The following is a 13,262-nucleotide window of genomic DNA, read 5'->3' as shown; positions in this document are numbered from 1 at the left end:
AAGAAGTCAATGAAGCGTATACCACCCAAACGTGTTCGTGCTGTGGCTCACGCTTCAGTAGTCCGAAAGGTAGAGCAGGCTTAGGAATAAGAGAATGGCAGTGTTGTGAGTGTGGTAGCTCATGGGATCGGGATATAAATGCCGCACTGAATATTCTTGCGCTCGGACATGAGCGTCTCGCAGGAGGAATCTCCGTCCTTTAGGTCGGGGAGGATGTCAAGACTATCACCAGGGATTTGGAAATAGCCAGGATCAAAAATTTTGGTATTCCAGTCAATATAGCCATAATGAATACCACCCAATCCAGCCATAGGTTTAATTGTTGATGCTGGTGGATAAGTCCCCTGTAATGCTCGGTTATATAATGGTTGATCAAGATTCTCATTGAGATTGTTATAATCTTTATGGCTAATACCCGTCACAAATAAATTCGGATTAAAACTTGGGCTAGATACCATTGCCAGTACTTCACCATTACGAGGATCTAATGCGATAATCGCTCCACGTTTCTGTGCAAGTTGTTCCGATGCAAACTTTTGTAAATGAAAGTCAAGTGAAAGATAGAGATCATTGCCACGAATTGCAGGTTGATGTTCTAAATGTTTTAAAACTGTCCCATGTACATTGACTTCAACAGATTCATGACCTTTTTGCCCATGTAAAAGTTGTTCATAAAATTTTTCTATACCGATTTTACCAATCAGGTTTGTACCTGCATATTTATCTTTATCAATAACTTTTAGTTCTTTATCATTAATTCGTCCCACATAGCCAATTAAATGAGCAAACAAATCATCATAAGGATAAATTCGTGTCATTTGGGTTGCAATTTCAACATCAGGAAATTGATATTTAACTTCACTAAATCGTGCAATATCTTCATCAGTAAGATGGAATTTAATGGTGACTTGGTCAGTTTTTCGTGCATCTTTAAAACGTTTTTGAACTTGTCCAATATCTTCTGCTGATAAATTTAATATTGGTTGTAAATTATTGATTAAATTGTTAATTTTTGGATATTGAGCTTTATTTACAGTAATTGAAAAAATAGGATAATTATGGGCGAGTAATATTCCATTACGATCGTAAATATTTCCTCTCGCAGGTGGGATTGACTGTAAACGAATTCTGTTAGATTCTGAGATAGTTTGAAAATGTTGATGCTGATAGAGCTGCAAATAACCATATCTAATGATCAAGACAGCAAGACAAATTCCCACTAGAGCCATTGCAAAATAGATTCTCAGGTTAAAAATCTTCTTTTCCTGCTGTAAATTTTTAACCTGATTATGTGTTTGATGCCACATAAGCAATCAATTCACAAAATGTGCTTGAGTCGTAAAGAAATCATGCAGATCTGTAATCAGGATATCCCCAAAATCTTGCCCATTTTGCGCACGTATTCGAATAGATGATTGTTGCATTTCTTGCTCCCCAACAATGATCAGATAAGGTATTTTTTGTAGCGTATTTTCACGGATTTTATAGTTCAATTTCGATTGACTTAAATCTAATGTTGCCCTAAAGCCATTCTGTTTAAGTGATTCTTGGACTTGTTTGGCGTAATCATGTTGTGCATCTGTAATCGGTAAAATTGCGATTTGGACAGGTGCAAGCCAAAATGGGAAGTGCCCCATATAATGCTCGATCAAAATACCAATAAAGCGCTCAAGAGATCCAAATAAAGCACGGTGCAACATCACAGGCCGTTGTTTTTCATTATTTTCATCAATGTAATGAATATCAAAACGTTCTGGTAAATTTAAATCAACCTGAATTGTTCCGCATTGCCATTCACGACCAATGGCATCTTTTAAGGTAAATTCAAGTTTAGGGCCATAAAATGCACCTTCACCGATATTTAATGTATAAGGAATATTAAGCTGTTCGAGAGATTGTTCTAGTGTATTTTCTAAGAAATCCCAAATTTCTTCCGTGCCGACACGATGATCAGGCCTTGTCGATAATTTAAGCGAAACTTCATTAAAGCCAAATTGCTCATAAATTTTATAAATGAGGGCAATTGTATTTTTACATTCAGATAAAAGCTGGCTGTTAGTACAAAAAATATGGGCGTCATCTTGGGTAAAATGACGAACACGCATTAATCCATGTAAAGATCCAGATGGCTCATAGCGATGAACTTTACCAAATTCCGCCATACGTAATGGTAAGTCACGATAACTTCTTAATTCATGTGCATATAGACAAACTGCGCCAGGACAACTCATAGGCTTAAGTGCATAACTTCGCTGATCTTCAGTGACGGTGGTAAACATATGCTGCTGATAGTTTTGCCAGTGTCCCGAAATTTCCCAAAGTTCACGATCCATGACATCGGGAGTATTAACTTCGATATAACCCGCATCATCTTGTTGCTGGCGTAAATAATCTGATAATAACTGAAATAATTTCCATCCTTTCGCGTGCCAGAACACGGCACCTGGTGCTTTATCATCAAAATGTAGTAAATCAAGTTGTTGTGCTAATTTACGATGATCTCGTTTTGCGGCTTCTTCAACTTGCTTTAAATGTTTTTTTAATTGTTTTTGGTCAGCCCAACATGTGACATAAATCCGCTGTAACATCGGTTGTGTAGCGTCGCCTTGCCAATATGCACCAGAAACATGAGTCACTTTAAAATATTCTAAAAATTCAGTATTTGGAACAAGTGGATATAAGTAAACGTCTGAGAAATCATTATTTTGATGGAAAAATAAGTCGCTTGAGTTACTCGTATTTTTTAAGTATTGATACTTAAAATCCAAATCTTGCTGTTTAAAAAAATTAGCTGCTTGATCGGCTGTAATCTTTTCAGTGCGAATATCTAAATGTTGTTGTACCCACTCATGCATTTTCAGTTCAATGTGTTGTAAATCATCCTGATTAAAATGCGGCGTATCGGCGAAATCATAATAAATACCTTGATTGGTAATTTGATATTCTACAGGTTGAGCAGCAGAGTATAACTGATGGACAGCCTGTGCTAATAAATAAGCATAGGAGTGTCGTAGTAGATTTAAATTATTGTCATCGTTCAGACTGAAAAGTTCGATGTGACAGTCATGTTGGATGACATGATGCACATCAACGAAATGAGCATCAATTTTGGCGAGAAAAGCTTTTTTATAGCCTTGAATTTTGAAACGGGATAAGGTTTCAAAAATCGACATTGGTTGCTCAAGTTGAAGATGCTGTGCTGAACCAAGGAAATTAAGCTGGATATTCATGTAGAGTCGTCTAAATACAGGTTGGGTTATTGCAGATTAACGGTCAATTTCTAAGGCTTGACCCTGACAGTTAAGATAAGGTTGCTGTTGGTGCCATGCGAGTTGACCAGAAATGATGGTTGTATCCACCAGATAGCGGAACGTTTTCTCTTGGAAGGGTGTCCAGCCGCAACGCATAAAATTAGTCTGTTCAGCTACTGATTGTTTTTTCTGATTTTCGCAGATGAGGACTAAATCAGCCCAATAGCCTTCGCGGATATAGCCTCGATCTTTAATACGGAATAAATCGGCAACTTGATGAGAAGTTTTTCTTACCAGCGTTTCAATTGATAGCTTTTGATCTGCCACTAATTCTAATAATGCGGGTAAGGCATGCTGAACTAGCGGTAACCCTGAAGGGGCATTAAAATAAGTTTGCTGTTTTTCTTGCCAAGTATGCGGCGCATGGTCTGTGCCAATAATATCTAAACGCTCACTATTGGCGACAGCATCAATGAGGGTATGCTTGTCACTGGCAGTTTTTATTGCTGGATTACATTTAATTAAATGTCCTAAATCTGCATAATCAGACTCATCAAAAGTTAAGTGATGTATACATACTTCAGCAGTAATATGCTTTTTATCTAATGGTAAATTTTTAAATAAGCAAAGCTCTTTTGCTGTCGTCAGATGCAACACATGTAGCTGTGTACCAAATTCCTCAGCGAGTGATACGGCTAATCGAGAGCTTTCAAAACAGGCTTGTTTATCCCTAATTTTAGGATGTAAGTTTGCTGGAATATCTTTGCCATATTTATCACGATAAAACTCTTCCAGCTGTTTGATCCGGGGCGTGGATTCGCAATGTGTTAATAAAATAGTGGGTACATTCGCAAATAGGCGCTCTAAAATTTTTGGATCATCAACCAACATATTACCCGTTGATGCTCCCATAAAAACTTTCACGCCGCTAACCAATTTAGGATCAAGCGCTTCAACAATATCTAAATTTTGTGCACTTACCCCAAAGTGAAATGCATAATTGGCTATGCTATGTTGAGCTGCAATTGCTTTTTTATCGTGTAGTGCAGTTAAGTCCAATGTAGCAGGATTGGTATTCGGCATATCCATAAAGCTGGTAATTCCACCTATCGCAGCTGCCAAAGATTCTGAGGCAAAACTCCCTTTTTTTGGTGAGCCTGGGTCGCGGAAGTGGACTTGATCATCAATCATGCCTGGGAGTAACCATGCGCCATCAGCCTCGATGCTCTTGGCATTGTGGATACCCGTTATATTAGATTGTATTTTACGAATACGGCCTTGCTGAATAAGGACATCACCGATTTGTTGCTGCCCCTCATTAACTATATTCGCATTACGTATGATGAGATTTGGGAGTTGTCTAAAATTCATTTTGTAATGCCTTATAACCTTGTACTAACTCAATATTAGTGCTCACCACACTTTCAGAAAATTCACTGATAGAAATATCGATCGGTGGGTACAGGCTTAAGTCGGTTCGGGCATTGATATAGCTCATCGCAGGGACATAAAATGATTCAGGTAAATCGCGACCATCGACAACTGCATTATGACGGATGGCACTATGATCACCGACTTTACAGTTGAATAAGACACTGTTAAAGCCGACAAATACGCGGTTACCAACCACACATGGACCATGAATAATCGAACGATGGGCGATGGATGAGTTTTTTCCAATCGTGACTTGTGCACCTGCTTTTGAATGAATGACAACACCATCTTGAATATTTGAATTTTCACCAATGATGATGGGTTGCATGTCGCCATTTTCATCCACTTCATCTGCACGGATCACCGCATAAGGACCGACAAATACGTTCGCTTCAATAATGACTTTTCCACAAATAATTGCGGTCTGATCAATATAAGCGGATTGGTCAATGACAGGGAGATGACCAGTTGGATTTTTACGAATCATGGTAATGTCTTCAATGTTATATAAATTAGCTAAATAATGGGCTGAGTTAAAATTGTGGCGTGTTGTGTGTTTAATCCAAGATAAAAACAATTGGGGCGATTAGTGTGGCAGGCTGGTCCAGTTTGCTCGACCAAAAAAAGGATGCTGTCACCGTCACAATCAAGTCTGGTTTCAATGAGTTTTTGACGATGTCCTGAACTTTCGCCTTTTCGCCATAAGCACTTCCGCGAGCGAGACCAATAGCAAACCTGTCTTGTATTTAGGGTTTCAAGTAGTGCATCACGGTTAATCCAAGCAAGCATTAAGACATCTTTACTTTGTCCATCTTGGGCAATGGCAGTGATTAGTCCATCCTTGTTCCAGGGAATAGCATCAATAATGCTTTTCAGTTCATAACATTGCCCCATCTTTCCTTGTTCAATGTCTAGAAAAACTGTTGAACCTACCATTGCCATGATCCCTGAGCGACTGCATCGTGAGCATGTAAACTTTCAGCATGGATGACTTTGAAGTTAAATCCTGAAATACCTGAGTAGTTGACAAATGCGTGGTATAAGCGGCGTAAAGCATCTTCACAGAACATTAAATTTTGACCATTTGCTAATGCGAATGCTTGCTCATCTACGCGTTTGACAGCTGTCTGAACAGGTGTTGTCAAGGCTTTTTCTGCATGTGAAATGAATTGCCGAATTGGAATGGACTGTAAACAAGGGTCTAAGTTAAAACGTAGCTGAGCAAAACTTCTTTGGCTGTGTGGAGTTGCTACAATCGCATCTGTTGTACCTAACCACGCCATAATTTCATCGGTGTTTTGTGGATTTATTTTTTTTGTATCAATGGCATCTTGAAAGCTTTTTTGAATGAGGTCACGTGCTAAAGCAGCAGAACAAGGACAGGTTGAGGAATAGGTGATTTCTATTGCTAATTCTGCTTCAAAAGTATGCTCACTTAACTTACAGGATAAGCTAAATGGATAACTTTTCCAGCCCGATAGTGCGCTGACTAAAGCAGGTTGTTCTAAATTAAACTCCGCTTGAATATCAAGGCGGGCTTGTTGAGAGAGCTCAGTATGGCTCGCTAAAAAATCTTGAAGCACTTGATAAATTTTACTTAAAGTTAGGTCAGGTAGGGCATGGAGTTCCAGCAGTCGAGTATACAGTCTAGACATATGAATACCTTTAGCCTGAGGATCATCTAAGCTGACATAGGCATTCACTTTACTTGCGCACAGTGTATTTTGAATGTGAATAGGTAAGGCGATATTCTCCATTCCGACCCAATCGAGAGGATAGGCATGCATATTCAGAAAAGGTTCAGATGAGACATCTGGGAGCTGCAAGGCATTCATAATTGAAAGTAAATGTTAAGTGTTATGTTATAACATAACACTTAATGGGTGTTATTTCTAGTATGCTTGTGATAAGAACTGATAAATAGTCGATTTTTATTTTACTGAGTTGAATTTCTACAATATCCAAATAAGATCAGAGAATGTCCTGTGAGTTGAAAATCATGCTTTGTTGCAATATCTAGAAGCAATTTTTCAATTTCTTCATTCTTAAACTCAATGATTTGGTTTGTTTCTTGACAGACAAGATGATCGGGCGAAGTATTTTGCTTTATCTCAAATACAGCATGATTGTGATCAAAGTTATGGCGTTGAATAATACCTGCCATTTCAAATTGAGTTAAGACTCTATAGACCGTTGCCAGTCCAACATCCTCATCTTGCTCCGATAGTTTTTATAAATATCCTCGGCACTCAGATGGTGAGGAATTGAGTTTTCCAATATTTCTAAAATTTTTATTCGCGGAAGAGTGACTTTTAGTCCTGCTTTTCTCAGGTCTTGATTGCTAATTGCCATATGTGTAATCCGTATTTGATAAAGGTGGGAAGGATGAATCTTAATAAGTAAACATCATTCATTATTGATTGAGTCTCCAAATTGTTTGTGTCTGGGTATCTTCTAAAAGGATGCCACTTTTAAGCAATTTCTGTCGAATTTGATCTGCTAAAGCATATTGTTTATTGCTTCGTGCTGTATTTCTTGCCAGAATCGCTTCTTGGATTTCCTGCTCGGAAAGGGGTGAATCTTGTTCACTAGCTGAGTGCTTTAATATTTTCTCAGGATCATACTGAAAAATATTTAGAATATTGCCGATCCAAAGAAGTAACTGATAATTTTTAATAACGTTTTCTGGGCTCTCTTCTTTTAAGGCTATGTTTAACTGCTTCAATAAGTCAAAACAAATGACGAGTGCTTCAGGGGTGTTAAAGTCATCATTCATGGCTTGGTTAAATTTTTGTATAAAAGGATTACTATTTAGTTCTGTTTTAATAGCATCATCTTTTGATGTGATAAAGGGTTGTGCGTGGTAAATTGCTTGATAGAATCGAGACAATACTTTTTGTGTATCTTTTAAAATATGATCAGAGAAATCAATAGGACTCCGATAATGAGAACTCATCATTAATAAGCGAATGACTTCAGGATGATAAGACTTGAATGCATCGCGGATGGTGAGAAAATTACCTAATGATTTCGACATTTTTTCTCCATTGACATTGATGAAGCCTGTATGCAACCAGTAATTCACATATTTTTCTCCAGTTGCAGCTTCACTCTGCGCAATTTCATTTTCATGATGTGGGAAAATTAAATCACCCCCACCGCCATGAATATCAAAATGGCTGCCAAGATGACACATTGACATTGCCGAACATTCAATATGCCAACCTGGTCGCCCATTTCCCCAAGGCGATTGCCAAAAAGGTTCATTGGGTTTTGAAGCTTTCCAGAGTACAAAATCAAAAGGGTGACGCTTTTCAGTTTCTATGTTGATGCGTTGGCTAGCGCCTGCTTGCATATGTGCTAATTTTCGGCCAGATAATCGTCCATAGTCAGGATAGCTTTCAATGGAAAAATAAATATCACCATTTGATGTTTGATAGGCGTATTTTTTTTGGAATAAGGTTTGGATAATAGTTTGAATATCTTGAATAGAATCAGTTGCTTTAGGTTCTGCATCAGGAGAGAGGCAGCCTAAAGTCTGAAAATCTTTATGCATTGCTTGAATAAAGTGATCCGTCAATTCGCCGATGGATTCGTGGTTGTCTTGTGCTTTTTGAATAATCTTGTCATCGATATCCGTAATATTACGAATGTATTTTACTTTCCAGCCCTGTGATCTTAAAAAACGCACAATCAAATCAAATGCAATCATGGTTCTGGCATGTCCGATATGACAGTAGTCATAAACGGTGATTCCACAGACATAGAGCTTGATCTCGTTTACTACGATGGGCTCAAAGTGCTCTTTTGAGCGAGTTTCAGCGTTATAAACATACAAATCAGACATTATTTTTTCCTTATTAACCCTCTATAAATTGCAAAAAATTATTAAATAAAATCTCATTCCGCCTACTTAAATTAAGAAGAACAGCTTTTAAATATATTTGTTATGTTATAACATAACAAATACTGAAGCAATCTCAATAAGATTGAGAGCTGTGATATTAGGGTATAAATGAGTAATGAAACATTTTTTAATTTTCGGGGTACTTTTTTGTCTTATCGCATGTAGTCAAAAACCAATACGGCATTTGGTTTCGCAACCCTACTCTTCGGAAGAAGATGACACATTCAAACATAAATCTGTGCAGTCTCGTCCAACACTTCAGAAAATTACACCTGCTTCTTATCAGAACTGGTTATCTCAACCTTTTAATAAAAATCAAGTTCATCGTTATCAATCTTTTTTAAAAAATCAAGACTTGCAGAATGTAGTGCCTGAATTTGAACTATTTCAAACAGCGCGAGATTGGCAAAACTGCCATGCATCTGAATATGAAATTCCACCGCAAGAAATTTGGAACAATATCGTACCGACTTTAAATATTTTGAAGGAATTAATTAATGACAATGTGATTGATGATTTTACAGTCACTTCTGTTTACCGTAACTATGCCTTAAATCGTTGTTCGAAAGGAGCAGATTCTTCCAGACATGTTTTTAATGCTGCACTCGATTTTAGGATTGGTCCAGAACAGCCAATACCAGAAGAACTTACAACGATTCAGCAAACAAAAACAAATTTGTGTCAATTTTGGGTCAAAAATGGTGATCGCTTGAATATGGGACTCGGAGTCTATGCTTCTGGTCAAATTCATATTGATAGTGCTGGATATCGCACATGGGGACCGGATCATAGAAGTACCTCATCTCCCTGTATCACCCAGCTTTTATCTAATCGAAATGATAAAGGAAATGTAGATGAGTGAATTAAAACTTAGTGCGATACAGCAAAGGGTATTAACAATTTTGCAAAATGAGCAGAAAGCAATAAGTGCTTATGCTTTATTAGAAAAGGTAAAACCTTATGGCTTGCAATCTCCAGTACAAATTTATCGTATTTTAAAAAAACTGTCAGGCTATGGCTTAATACTTAGACTTGATACATTGAATAAATATTTAGCGTATGAATTGAAAAATAAACAAAATTACTTACTCGTCACAATTTGTACAGAGTGTCAGACAGTTCAAATTCTTGATTCACCTCAGTTTACTCAAGTGATTGAACAATCACTTGTTCATCAGGATTTTAGCCCTAAACATCATTGTTTAGAGCTATTAGGTCAATGTGCTTTATGTTTTTCCAAACGTAACAAGCCTTTTATTAAGATAAGTGAGAAAGCCAATGGATAATTTTTTAGCCACTCCAGCCAAATTACCTGTAACTGTGCTGTCGGGATTCCTCGGTGCAGGTAAGACGACGTTACTCAATCATATTTTAAATAACCGCGAAGGTCGTCGTATCGCGGTCATTGTTAATGATATGTCGGAGGTAAATATTGATGCTGCTTTAGTACGAGATGGTGGCGCAGAACTTTCCCGTACTGATGAAAAACTGGTAGAAATGAGTAATGGTTGTATCTGCTGTACTTTGCGGGAAGATTTACTGGTAGAAGTTCGTCGCCTTGCTCAAGAGTATCGTTTTGATCAATTAGTCATTGAGTCAACGGGAATTTCTGAGCCATTGCCCGTAGCCGAAACTTTTACTTTTGAAGATGAAAATGGTGTGTCACTGAATGAGTTTGCACGACTTGATACCATGGTGACTGTTGTAGATGCCTTTAATTTTTTAAAAGATTACAGCTCGTATGATAGTTTGCAACAACGCGGAGAGTCGTTGGGTGAACAAGATGAGCGTACTGTGGTTGACCTGTTGATTGATCAAATTGAGTTTTGTGATGTCATCATCTTAAATAAAGTAGATCTGATCAATGAGGATGATAAACAACGTTTATTTGCAATTCTAAATAAACTTAATCCACGAGCAAAAATTGAAATTTCTGAATTTGGTAAAGTCAATTTAGATAAAGTTTTAAATACAGGGCTTTTTGATTTTAATGAAGCCTCTCAAGCCCCAGGATGGCTGAAGGAATTGCGTGGGGAACATACACCTGAAACCGAAGAGTACGGAATTAAAAGTTTTGTGTATCGCGCAAGACGTCCATTTCATCCACAACGCTTTTATGATTTCATCAATTCCGAATGGAAAGGTGTGGTTCGTTCGAAAGGCTATTTTTGGTTGGCTTCAAACCCAGAGTTTGCTGCTTCTTGGTCACAAGCGGGTGCAATGGCTAGACATGGCGTTGCCGGCTATTGGTGGGCAACGGTTCCTGACGAGCATTGGCCAGAGGATCAGCAAAGCCGTGATGAAATCATCAGAAATTGGGATGAGCGTACTGGGGATGCACGACAGGAAATTGTAATGATTGGAATGGATATGGATGAACAGAGTTTAATCCAACAGTTTGACCAATGTTTACTGACGGATGAGGAAATGGCAGGAGGACCTGAGCAGTGGAAACTTATAGTTAATCCATTTCCTGAGTGGGAGAACTTAGAGCAATCTTCAGATAATTGATTTGAAAAAAAGTAACAGACTTTTTTGCTTGAAAAGTTAGCAGAAGAGTCTGTTATTCCAAATGTGAAATATTTTTAGGGAGTTAACATTTCTAGTCCGAGTCCATGTCATTCATACAATATAAACCGTATAGGGTCTGCATGATTTGTAATATTCTCATATCACTAAATTGATAAAAGATTTGTTTGCCTTCGCGGCGTGTCGATACCATTTTACTTTTTCTGAGTATCGTTAGTTGTTGGGACAATGTTGGTTGGTATACCTGAGCGGTTTTTTCAATTTGTTGAACATTCAGCTCACCATCAATTAAGACACATAAAATTTTAAGACGATCAGGATTCGATAAGACTTTTAGACAATCAGTGACAAGGTCGACTTTTGAAAGATCTATTTTCATTTTTAATTCATTGGTTTTCATAAGCGTATCCTAAAAATCATCTTATTATTATACAAAAAAATAAAGTAATACTTGTATATTATTTAATTATATAATATTAATAAGTATATTGTTTGGCGTGATTTGAATTGTATGTATGACTATTTGATTTCCTTTATGGGTGGATTATTGCTAGGTGCAGCTGTAGTTGGCTACCTATATGTACATGGTCGTATTGCTGGAATTAGTGGATTAGTTGCACAAATTCTAAACCCTCAAACGATATTTAAGACACCTGCTATTTGGTTTATGTCAGGTTTGATCATTATACCTTTCATTTATGGGCGATTTGTTCAGCCAGAAATTGAATTGAATGCCAGTCCGTTGATGATGATCATTGCTGGGCTATTGGTGGGTTTTGGGACACGCCTAGGTTCAGGCTGTACCAGTGGTCATGGCATTTGTGGAATCAGCCGCTTATCTAAACGTTCTATTCTAGCCACCATGAGTTTTATGTTCGCTGGATTTGTTACGGTTTATATGATTCGCCATGTCACAGGAGCTTTCTAAATGAAGAATTTTCTTGCTTTCATTTTCGGCGGTTTATTTTCTATAGGTTTGATGCTTTCAGGGATGTCCAATCCAGAAAAAGTTCTAAACTTCTTAGATTTGTTTGGTGATTGGGATGTAAGCCTAGCTTTTGTAATGATTGGGGCGATTATGATTGCAATTATTCCTTTTCAAAAGGTGGTACGCAGTCAGGCACCTAAAACCGTATTTAATGAACCAATTGAGTTACCTAGCAATCATAAAATTGATTTTAAATTGATCTCGGGCAGCCTTTTATTTGGTATTGGTTGGGGGATTGCTGGGATATGTCCTGCACCCAGTTTTACCTTGATTGGTCTTGGGCATTATCAGGTTCTGTATTTTATTGTCTCAATGTTTGCAGGCATCTTGCTTCATCGTAAGTGGACAGGAGCTTAATCATGTCAAATTCACCTGTTGTAAAAGATTTTTTTCATGAAGATACCAATACGTTCAGTTATGTGGTGAGTGATCCAGCCACTAAGTCATGCGCAATTATTGACAGTGTGCTGGACTATGATGCTGCATCAGCCACAACTTCTACCACACATGCCGATCAGATCATTACCTATGTCAAAGCGCAGGGTTTAACAGTCGGGTGGGTCTTAGAAACCCATGTTCATGCCGATCATCTAACTGCTGCACAATATCTCAAAACCAAATTAGGCGGAAAAATCGCCATGAGCAAGAGAATTGCTGCGGTACAAGAGACCTTTTCTGCGATCTATTATTTGGATATCAAACAGTGGAATACCCAACAATTATTTGATTATTTGTTTGATGATCATGAGCAATTTCTAATTGGTTCAATCGAAGCATATAACATCCCCACTCCTGGACATACGCCAGCCTGCTTAAGTTATGTCATCGGTGATGCCGTGTTTGTGGGCGATACTTTGTTTATGCCAGATTATGGTACGGCACGCTGTGATTTCCCGAAGGGAAGCGCATCAATTCTTTTTGATTCAATACAAAGCTTATATCAATTGCCTGAGAAAACACGTGTATTTCTCTGCCATGATTATTTGCCAGAAAAGCGCGATACCTATATGTGTGAAACGGATATTCATACTCAAAAAATCAGAATATCCATATTCACCATAGCACGACCAAAGATGATTTTGTTGAAATGCGTAATAAACGCGATGCGGGTTTAAGTATGCCCAAACTGATTTTACCTTCGATACAGATCAAT

General features: G+C 37.8%; 13 protein-coding genes and 3 pseudogenes. 7 read left to right on the top strand and 9 right to left on the bottom strand.

The genetic code is table 11. The features are described from left to right. Positions 1-203, top strand: a 203-nt coding sequence (locus AVJ19_RS18845; protein WP_162626656.1) for a zinc ribbon domain-containing protein, incomplete at its 5' end; no start/stop codon positions are given. Positions 204-221: 18 nt separating this feature from the next. Here the strand turns inward: AVJ19_RS18845 and AVJ19_RS18840 are convergent. From AVJ19_RS18840 to cysS, 8 genes and pseudogenes are all read right to left on the bottom strand, one after another. Beyond that, positions 222-1,307, bottom strand: a pseudogene (locus AVJ19_RS18840) (penicillin-binding transpeptidase domain-containing protein); the annotation flags it as partial. 6 nt (positions 1,308-1,313) lie between these two features. After that, positions 1,314-3,230 (bottom strand): threonine--tRNA ligase, encoded by a 1,917-nt coding sequence (gene thrS / locus AVJ19_RS18835; RefSeq protein ID WP_111861133.1) that lies wholly within the window; start codon positions 3,228-3,230, stop codon positions 1,314-1,316. Positions 3,231-3,266: 36 nt separating this feature from the next. Next, complete coding sequence (locus AVJ19_RS18830; protein WP_111861132.1) at positions 3,267-4,622, bottom strand: dihydroorotase; 1,356 nt, start codon at positions 4,620-4,622, stop codon at positions 3,267-3,269. Then, on the bottom strand, positions 4,612-5,172 hold the full coding sequence (locus AVJ19_RS18825; RefSeq protein WP_000619803.1) for a carbonate dehydratase: 561 nt from the start codon (positions 5,170-5,172) through the stop codon (positions 4,612-4,614). The genes AVJ19_RS18830 and AVJ19_RS18825 overlap by 11 nt, the downstream gene beginning before the upstream one ends. Before the next feature lie 29 nt (positions 5,173-5,201). After that, the gene (gene hisI, locus AVJ19_RS18820) at positions 5,202-5,621 is read right to left on the bottom strand and encodes a phosphoribosyl-AMP cyclohydrolase (protein WP_111861131.1); all 420 of its coding nucleotides are present in this window, start codon (positions 5,619-5,621) and stop codon (positions 5,202-5,204) included. Then, positions 5,615-6,520 carry a GTP cyclohydrolase FolE2 gene (gene folE2, locus AVJ19_RS18815; protein ID WP_111861130.1) on the bottom strand — a complete coding sequence of 302 codons (906 nt, stop codon included), beginning with the start codon at positions 6,518-6,520 and terminating at the stop codon, positions 5,615-5,617. Before folE2 ends, hisI begins: the two co-directional genes overlap by 7 nt. Before the next feature lie 101 nt (positions 6,521-6,621). Beyond that, positions 6,622-7,037: pseudogene (gene fur, locus AVJ19_RS18810) on the bottom strand (ferric iron uptake transcriptional regulator). A 61-nt stretch (positions 7,038-7,098) separates the two neighbouring features. Beyond that, positions 7,099-8,532: a cysteine--tRNA ligase gene (cysS, locus tag AVJ19_RS18805; protein ID WP_111861129.1), complete on the bottom strand. Its 1,434-nt coding sequence runs from the start codon at positions 8,530-8,532 to the stop codon at positions 7,099-7,101. A gap of 175 nt (positions 8,533-8,707) precedes the next feature. On the opposite strand from cysS, the gene AVJ19_RS18800 reads away from it, so the two are divergent. The 3 genes from AVJ19_RS18800 to zigA are packed head-to-tail and all read left to right on the top strand — an operon-like array spanning position 8,708 to position 11,103. After that, on the top strand, positions 8,708-9,454 hold the full coding sequence (locus AVJ19_RS18800; RefSeq protein WP_111861128.1) for a D-Ala-D-Ala carboxypeptidase family metallohydrolase: 747 nt from the start codon (positions 8,708-8,710) through the stop codon (positions 9,452-9,454). Then, a complete protein-coding gene (locus AVJ19_RS18795) occupies positions 9,447-9,878 on the top strand; it encodes a Fur family transcriptional regulator (RefSeq protein WP_111861127.1) in 432 nt (143 codons plus the stop codon). Before AVJ19_RS18800 ends, AVJ19_RS18795 begins: the two co-directional genes overlap by 8 nt. Further along, on the top strand, positions 9,871-11,103 hold the full coding sequence (gene zigA, locus AVJ19_RS18790; RefSeq protein WP_111861126.1) for a zinc metallochaperone GTPase ZigA: 1,233 nt from the start codon (positions 9,871-9,873) through the stop codon (positions 11,101-11,103). The genes AVJ19_RS18795 and zigA overlap by 8 nt, the downstream gene beginning before the upstream one ends. Before the next feature lie 91 nt (positions 11,104-11,194). Here the strand turns inward: zigA and AVJ19_RS18785 are convergent, their stop codons facing one another. Next, positions 11,195-11,521, bottom strand: a complete 327-nt coding sequence (locus AVJ19_RS18785; protein ID WP_111861125.1) for an ArsR/SmtB family transcription factor — start codon at positions 11,519-11,521, stop codon at positions 11,195-11,197. 111 nt (positions 11,522-11,632) lie between these two features. Between AVJ19_RS18785 and AVJ19_RS18780 the strand changes: the two genes are divergently transcribed. The 3 genes and pseudogenes from AVJ19_RS18780 to AVJ19_RS18770 form a co-directional block, all read left to right on the top strand. Further along, positions 11,633-12,049, top strand: a complete 417-nt coding sequence (locus AVJ19_RS18780; RefSeq protein WP_111861124.1) for a YeeE/YedE family protein — start codon at positions 11,633-11,635, stop codon at positions 12,047-12,049. Continuing rightward, entirely contained in the window at positions 12,050-12,466 is a 417-nt protein-coding gene (locus AVJ19_RS18775; RefSeq protein ID WP_111861123.1) for a DUF6691 family protein, read from the top strand. Between the two features lie 2 nt (positions 12,467-12,468). Then, positions 12,469-13,262 (top strand): annotated as a pseudogene (locus tag AVJ19_RS18770) (MBL fold metallo-hydrolase); the annotation flags it as partial.

The organism is Acinetobacter sp. CFCC 10889, from assembly GCF_003268395.1.
Classification (GTDB): domain Bacteria; phylum Pseudomonadota; class Gammaproteobacteria; order Pseudomonadales; family Moraxellaceae; genus Acinetobacter.
The sequence above is the reverse complement of the archived record's forward strand: the minus strand, read 5'-3'. Positions and strand labels throughout refer to the sequence as shown.

Coding starts and splice junctions, on each gene's coding strand:
- AVJ19_RS18795 (WP_111861127.1), top strand. CDS start 9,447: ATGAGTGAATTAAAACTTAGTGCGATACAGCAAAGGGTATTAACAATT.
- AVJ19_RS18780 (WP_111861124.1), top strand. CDS start 11,633: ATGTATGACTATTTGATTTCCTTTATGGGTGGATTATTGCTAGGTGCA.
- AVJ19_RS18830 (WP_111861132.1), bottom strand. CDS start 4,622: ATGAATTTTAGACAACTCCCAAATCTCATCATACGTAATGCGAATATA.
- hisI (WP_111861131.1), bottom strand. CDS start 5,621: ATGGTAGGTTCAACAGTTTTTCTAGACATTGAACAAGGAAAGATGGGG.
- thrS (WP_111861133.1), bottom strand. CDS start 3,230: ATGAATATCCAGCTTAATTTCCTTGGTTCAGCACAGCATCTTCAACTT.
- AVJ19_RS18775 (WP_111861123.1), top strand. CDS start 12,050: ATGAAGAATTTTCTTGCTTTCATTTTCGGCGGTTTATTTTCTATAGGT.
- cysS (WP_111861129.1), bottom strand. CDS start 8,532: ATGTCTGATTTGTATGTTTATAACGCTGAAACTCGCTCAAAAGAGCAC.
- AVJ19_RS18825 (WP_000619803.1), bottom strand. CDS start 5,172: ATGATTCGTAAAAATCCAACTGGTCATCTCCCTGTCATTGACCAATCC.
- zigA (WP_111861126.1), top strand. CDS start 9,871: ATGGATAATTTTTTAGCCACTCCAGCCAAATTACCTGTAACTGTGCTG.
- AVJ19_RS18785 (WP_111861125.1), bottom strand. CDS start 11,521: ATGAAAACCAATGAATTAAAAATGAAAATAGATCTTTCAAAAGTCGAC.
- folE2 (WP_111861130.1), bottom strand. CDS start 6,520: ATGAATGCCTTGCAGCTCCCAGATGTCTCATCTGAACCTTTTCTGAAT.
- AVJ19_RS18800 (WP_111861128.1), top strand. CDS start 8,708: ATGAAACATTTTTTAATTTTCGGGGTACTTTTTTGTCTTATCGCATGT.